The sequence below is a fragment of the Vibrio sp. Vb339 genome (assembly GCF_902751245.1).
GTDB lineage: Bacteria > Pseudomonadota > Gammaproteobacteria > Enterobacterales > Vibrionaceae > Vibrio > Vibrio coralliirubri.
Window position 1 is genome coordinate 1 of sequence record NZ_CADDIS010000020.1, and the last position, 6,713, is coordinate 6,713.

Sequence of the window (6,713 nt, forward strand, 5' to 3'; positions counted from 1 at the left end):
GCATTATTGATACCCACAATATTGCTTTCATGAGTTTAGAAGCGCGCGTCATGAGTGCCGCTAGTGGATAACCTAAGATAAGACATAAAAATGTTACGACGAAAGCAATCGAAATCGTGCGCATCAGAATATCGACGTAAACTTTTTTGTCTTCATCTACAGTCGTTATGTGACCGTTTTTGTCTAACTTCATGTCTATCGCAGACAACAAATAAAAGGGCGTATATGGACGTGATGCTGATTTTAAATATTGCCAGTAAGTCGGCTCTAACCATCTCTTGTCAATAAACCCTAATACCTTAATTCCGGTACGTTTTTGGGTTGCATCCCCTGAAGCTAAACGGCGAGCCGTCTTCATAATGAGGCTTCTGAAGCCACTGCGTTCATAGTTTAGACGTCTCGAAAGTTCTCCTATTTCAGCCTTTCCATAAACGTTAGCGAGCTCCTGTATGAATATGGACACAGTGACCGAATTTGGAAGCTCTCGTGAGTTTGGATCCCACCTTTGAATGTATGTGCTAAATTCAGGCAATGCTCTTTGCAATTCAGGGCTATAAACCGATTTATGAAGCATCATTGCTATCGGAACAACAAAGAAGAACACGGTAAATATCAACAAGGGAGACAATAGCTGCCATGTCACCATCTCATGCTTGTTCATGCTGCTAGGAGGATTGAAAGTCGAGATATCAATGGAACTATCTTGGTCAAAGTTATCGTCATTCATGTCTTGTCTCCCTGTCTCAGTTAGCCTTGTGACACCCAGCGGGTGAAACGCTGCTGAAGTTCTTCTTCATGGTCTAACCAAAAATATGAATCTAGGTGGACAGCATCTAGAATGTTTTGTTCCGAATTAGGCAGTTGGTTGATAGTAGATTTAGTCAACATCGACTTAACTTGTTTGTTGATGACACCATATGGGATCTTTTCAACAAATGCTTTTTGATTTTCCGCTTTGTTCATGAAGTTAAGCAGATCATATGCTTTATGCTTGTTTTTTGTTCCTTTGACGATAGTCCAGTAACCCATATTGTAGAGTTGACCAGACCATGACATAGGTAAGTTTTCACCTTCATTATTTGCAGCAAAAATTCTCCCGTTGTATGCCGCTGTAGCACTCACAATGCCAGATTTGAGCCAATCTAGCGGCTGGGCTCCTGATTCCCACCAGACAATGTTGTCTTTTATTTCATCTAACTTTTTGAAAGCTCGGTCTTGTCCCTCTTTTGTCCCCAGTACGGTGTATATGTCTTTTGGCATGACACCATCAGCAAGGAGAGCTATTTCCAAAGTCTGTCTTGCTTGTTTTCTCAGACCTCGCTTACCGGGCCATTTTTTTATATTCCAAAACTCTTTCCAATTTTTGGGACCACTTGTTCCATACTGTTTTGGGTTATATGTGCTCATCATTGACCAAACTATAGCGCCAACACCGCATGGCGTGACGCCATCTGAAATTTCGGCGTAATTAGTTAGCTTTTTGGTATCAATTTTTTCTAGCAAGCCCTGATCGCATGCCGCAATCATTTCGTTTTCGTCCATCTGAACGACATCCCAAGTTACATTGTTTGTTTCAACCATGACTTTCTGCTTGGCGTAACCTCCGAGATAACTGTCTTCGACGACTTTCTCACCAGTTAGCTTTTCAAATGGAATAAAATACGCGTTGCGTTGTGCTTTCTGAAGCGTCCCTCCAAAGCCTACAACGGTTAGTGGTGCAGCCATTAAAGATGTTGACAATGAGATCAAACTAATTAGAAACAGAGTCGCGATGCGGCTTTTAGTTTGGGACATATTGGTCAGTAATTTATTGCTCATACCTTTCCCTTTTGTCGGTTTTATAAAATAATCCTGTTGTATATACTGTAAGATGTATGATATATCCTTAACATATTGTCAACATTTTTATTGCATAAGGTGACTAAAATGGGATTAAACCAAAAGAAAGCCGTTTCTCAGGAAACGATAAAGTTAATAAGCGATAAGGCTCGCTTTGTTCGTGAAGAGACGATTCGGTTGATATCAATTGCAAAAGTCGGCCACTACGCATCAGTTTTTTCTTGTGCTGAGCTTCTTGCCGCACTGTACTACGACACCATGTCGATTAAGGAAGGTGATCCCACTTGGGAAGACCGCGACAGATTTTTATTTGGCAAAGGTCATGCGGCGGTCGGCCTGTACCCTATTCTCGCCGAGAAGGGATACATCGAGAAGTCAGTTCTAGATGGTTACACGAGAGTTGGTAACCCGCTAGGTGATCATCCTGATATGCGAAAAGTTCCAGGAATAGATTTTAGCTCTGGCTCTTTAGGGCATGCTCTCTCTGTTGGCGTCGGAATTGCACAAGGCGCGCGAATCAACAAAAAATCTTTTTTGACCTATGTGATGCTCGGTGATGGTGAGCTTCAGGAAGGGCAAATTTGGGAAGCAGCAATGCACGCAAGTACTTATCGACTAAGCAGTCTAGTCGCAATTGTTGATCGAAACGGCTATCAACTAGATGGAAGAGTTGATGATATCATCGACATCAATTCAGTTCGCGAACGATGGGAATCTTTTGGCTGGGAAGTCCATGAAATTGACGGACACAATGTGGAAGAAACGATTCAAACACTTCGCGACATTCGCGATGACGAGAGCAGAGATAAACCTGTTTGTCTGGTTGCTCACACCATTAAGGGCAAAGGTATTGATTACATGGAAACGGAACCAGGATGGCACCTTGGATGGTTAGATTCTGTTGACGAAGAAAACGCTTATAAAATCATTAGAGGAGAATAAACATGGCTGGAACCAAAGAGCAAAAAAGTTGGCAATATCGCGAAGTAGCAGCTAAGGCACTAGGTTTAAATGCTATGTCCGACGCCTTGATCTCGTTAGCAGAAGAAGGATACCCGATTGTTGTCGGGACAGCAGATGTAATGTACTCGAACAATTTTTCTAAGTTTGCTGAAAAATTTCCAGAAAAGTATATTCAGTTCGGGATCTCTGAACAAAATATGGTGAGCGCTGCAGCTGGCTTATCTACAACGGGGCTAACACCATTTGTTGGCACATTTGCTTCATTTCTAGCATTACTTTGTTGTGAACAGATTCGAATGGATGTTGCCTATTGTGGCCAACCGGTGAGACTAATTGGTCATCATAGTGGTATCTCGATGGGATTTTATGGAACCTCGCACCATGCGACGGAAGACATCGCAATAATTAGAAGTATGGCCGACATTACAGTCATTAATCCCGCTGATGGCGTGTCACTTGTTGCTGCTATTCGCGCCTCTGTTAAGCATCCATACCCCATTTATTTTCGTTTTGCTCGTGGCCAAGAGCCCAACGTTTATAGTGAACAAGATATTAAATTTGAAATAGGCAAAGCAATCGAGCATGAGGTTGGCGAAGATTTAACTATCATCGCGTGTGGTATTGAGGTCTATCATGCCATATCAGCTGCCGAAATTCTTAAAAACGAAGGGTACTCGGTGGGAGTTATCGATATGCACACCATAAAGCCAATCGATCAAAATGCGATTATCAATGCAGCAAAGCGTTCATCTAAGTTAATGACCGTTGAAGAGCACAACGTTCTCGGAGGTCTTGGCAGCGCTGTGTCCGAGGTAATCACTTCAAAAGGTATCGGAGTTAAATTGTTACGTCATGGAATCTATGACGAATATGGGCTAATCGGTCCACCTACTCACTTATACAAACACTATCAGCTCGATGCCGAAGGCATTGCAGATGTCGCAGTCAAGTTTTTAGGGGAATAGTATGAATTTATTAGATAATTCTTTGTTGAAGAGCCAGTGTTATATAGGCGGTAAATGGGTAGATGGCGAAGAAACTATCTCTGTTACTAATCCTGCGACAATGGAGGTTGTTGGGTCGGTTCCTAAATTGGGAGAAAAAGAGACTCGCTTGGCTATTGAATATGCTGATGACATCGTACCTAAATTAAGAGCTATGACTTCTCACCAAAGAGCCGATTTACTGCACAAATGGGTGTCGCTGATACACGAGCATAAAATGGACTTGGCAGTGATAATGACAACTGAGCAGGGTAAGCCGTTTTCTGAGTCTATTGGCGAAATTGATTATGCAGCCAGCTATCTAACGTGGTTTGCAGAGGAAGGTAAACGCTCATATGGGAGGCAGATCCCTACCCCAGTGGCGAATCAACGTCTTTTAGTTACCAAAGAGCCAATCGGTGTTTGCGCTGCAATTACCCCGTGGAACTTCCCAGCAGCAATGATAACCCGCAAAGTTGGGGCGGCATTTGCTGCTGGATGCCCTCTGGTTTTAAAACCCGCTTCAGAGACGCCACTTACGGCCCTAGCTTTAGCTGATTTAGCTCAGAAAGCCGGAATTCCCGAAGGTGCCTTTTCTGTCGTAACCGGTGTCTCTTCAAAAATAGGTGCGGAAATGACGAGCAATCCCATAGTCAAGAAGCTCTCGTTTACTGGCTCTACATCAGTTGGCGTGATTCTGATGGCAGACTGTTCGTCAACAATGAAGAAGCTTTCCCTTGAACTCGGAGGAAGTGCGCCATTTGTTGTATTTGAAGATGCGGATATCACTCAAGCGGTAGCGGGTGCTATGACAAGTAAGTTTCGTAATGGCGGCCAAACGTGTGTATGTGCAAATCGATTCTACGTACATGAAAGCGTGTTCGAGTCGTTTGTCGAACAACTTGTTCAGTCGATGAGGCACATTAAAGTTGGAAACGGTCTCGACTCAAGTGTGACGCAGGGGCCTCTAATCGACATCAAGTCGGCTAACAAAGTGAAAGCACTTGTTGACGATGCGGTAGATAAAGGTGCGTTAGTGGTCATCGGAGGGCAGCAGACTCAAACAGATTCGTGTTTTTTTGAACCAACATTGCTTGTAAATATCGATGACTCCATGGACATTGCTCATGAAGAAATATTTGGTCCAGTTGTTGCTGTGATGTCTTTTCGTTCAGATGAAGAGGCGCTGTCGCTTTCAAATAACTCAGAATATGGGTTAGCTGCCTACTTCTACACCAAAAATCACGCAAGAGCGTTAAATTTTGCTGAGAAATTGAGTGCCGGTATGGTTGGCATAAATACAGGCATGATTTCAAACGCTGTAGCCCCTTTTGGGGGAGTGAAGCAATCCGGAATTGGTCGCGAAGGCGGAAGAGAAGGATTGGAAGAATATCAAAACATAAAGTATATCTGCTCCTCATTTTGATCGGTTTTGTCGCTCTTTGCTCTAGCTTTATGTTCTAAGACAGGTGCAAATTTGATAACCCAACGATTAATCGTTGCATGATCCACATTCACACCGCGCTCTCCCTGGAGCTCTTCAATCTCGCGATAACTGAGTTTGTAAGCGAGGTAATAACGGACGGTTTCGAGAATAACTTCAGAGAGAAAGTGGCAGCCTTTAAACATTATAATTCAGGGTGTCGAGTCGAAATTGGGCAAATATTAACCTACAAAACCAGACTTTGCGACAAAACCATATTCACTTGCCTGCTCCTAAAAAGTGCCAGGGGCAACTCTGGCACTTCAAACTAAAGTCAAAAAGCTTAAACGTTACAGCTCTGAGACGCAGGATGCGTAGTATATATTACTACTCGGTCTAGCGCTATCCATACCACCAAGATTGATATTCACGAGGTAATAGCTAGAACCATCAGGCGTTACTACCCAGTAAAAGTCGTTAACCGGCCAACCTCGCGCATTAAACATATTGCCGTATGCATTAAACAGCTCCACTCTTAATTCGTTAAACGTTGCTAAGCGCCAGTTAGTTCGTCCACCAATTTTCTGAGAGTTATAGGTGATGCAAAGTGTGTTTGCATCATCCCAGGTGAATAGATAAAAATCACCTGTTGGTCCGGCGCTTCCATTTTCAGTATAGATACCATTTGTTGCACTCCCACCAATACTGTCTAAGTAGGACACTGATGGAGAGTTGGTAAATAGCTTACCACTACCTGTATCGAAAATATCAACACATGCACTTGCTAAGTCAGCACACACATCCACATTCACCGTATTACTGGTCACGCCATCTTTCGTGGCCGTGAGTGTCGTGTTACCCACCTCAACCGCGGACAATAAACCAGATGATGTCACCGTTGCTGTATTTATATCGTCTGATGTCCACGTCGCAGAGTTGGAGATGTCGGATGATGAGTTATCACTGTACGTGGCCATTGCGGTTAACTGTTGGGTCCCACCTTTCGCGACATTGACCGTTGCAGGGGTCACTTGAATGGCCGTAATCACCGCTGCTGTCACATTGACACTCACCGTATTGCTGATAGTGCCCCCCTTCGTGGCTGTTACGGTTATCGTGCCTATATCAACRCCTGATAGTAAGCCCGTAGATGTTACCGTTGCTGTGTTTATATCGTCTGATGTCCACGTCGCAGAGTTGGAGATGTCGGATGATGTATTATCACTGTATGTGGCTATTGCGGTTAGCTGTTGAGTCTGACCTCTCGCGACATTGACCGTTGTAGGCATCACTTGAATGGCTGTAATCACCGCGGCCGTCACATTGACACTCACCGTATTACTGGTAATGCCGTCCTTCGTGACGGTTACCGCCACAATGCCAGGACTATCACCGCCCACCAACATACCAGGGGTATTGAAGTAACCGGTATCGAGATCGCTTGTATGCCAATCACTGACACTTAATCCCGTCAATGTACGAGATGAACCATCAGAGTAGTACCC

5 protein-coding genes and 2 pseudogenes are annotated in these 6,713 nt (G+C 43.8%); 3 read left to right on the forward strand and 4 right to left on the reverse strand.

Features of this window, described 5'->3' with window-relative positions; translation table 11 throughout:
* Both HRQ85_RS25925 and HRQ85_RS25930 read right to left on the reverse strand, forming a co-directional pair.
* Positions 1 to 727, reverse strand: a pseudogene (locus HRQ85_RS25925) (hypothetical protein); the annotation flags it as partial.
* Positions 728 to 747: 20 nt separating this feature from the next.
* Complete coding sequence (locus HRQ85_RS25930; RefSeq protein WP_216655530.1) at positions 748 to 1,818, reverse strand: ABC transporter substrate-binding protein; 1,071 nt, start codon at positions 1,816 to 1,818, stop codon at positions 748 to 750.
* Positions 1,819 to 1,926: 108 nt separating this feature from the next.
* Between HRQ85_RS25930 and HRQ85_RS25935 the strand changes: the two genes are divergently transcribed.
* Genes HRQ85_RS25935 through HRQ85_RS25945 form a run of 3 tightly spaced genes read left to right on the forward strand, consistent with a single transcriptional unit; the run spans position 1,927 to position 5,211 of the window.
* The gene (locus tag HRQ85_RS25935; protein WP_172380972.1) at positions 1,927 to 2,781 is read left to right on the forward strand and encodes a transketolase; all 855 of its coding nucleotides are present in this window, start codon (positions 1,927 to 1,929) and stop codon (positions 2,779 to 2,781) included.
* 2 nt (positions 2,782 to 2,783) lie between these two features.
* Positions 2,784 to 3,767 carry a transketolase family protein gene (locus HRQ85_RS25940; protein ID WP_172380973.1) on the forward strand — a complete coding sequence of 328 codons (984 nt, stop codon included), beginning with the start codon at positions 2,784 to 2,786 and terminating at the stop codon, positions 3,765 to 3,767.
* A gap of 1 nt (position 3,768) precedes the next feature.
* Positions 3,769 to 5,211, forward strand: a complete 1,443-nt coding sequence (locus tag HRQ85_RS25945) for an NAD-dependent succinate-semialdehyde dehydrogenase (protein WP_172380974.1) — start codon at positions 3,769 to 3,771, stop codon at positions 5,209 to 5,211.
* A 20-nt stretch (positions 5,212 to 5,231) separates the two neighbouring features.
* Here the strand turns inward: HRQ85_RS25945 and HRQ85_RS26350 are convergent.
* Both HRQ85_RS26350 and HRQ85_RS25950 read right to left on the reverse strand, forming a co-directional pair.
* Positions 5,232 to 5,414: pseudogene (locus HRQ85_RS26350) on the reverse strand (IS6 family transposase); the annotation flags it as partial.
* A 144-nt stretch (positions 5,415 to 5,558) separates the two neighbouring features.
* Positions 5,559 to 6,713: Ig-like domain-containing protein (locus HRQ85_RS25950; protein WP_172380975.1), on the reverse strand; the 1,155-nt coding region annotated here is incomplete at its 5' end.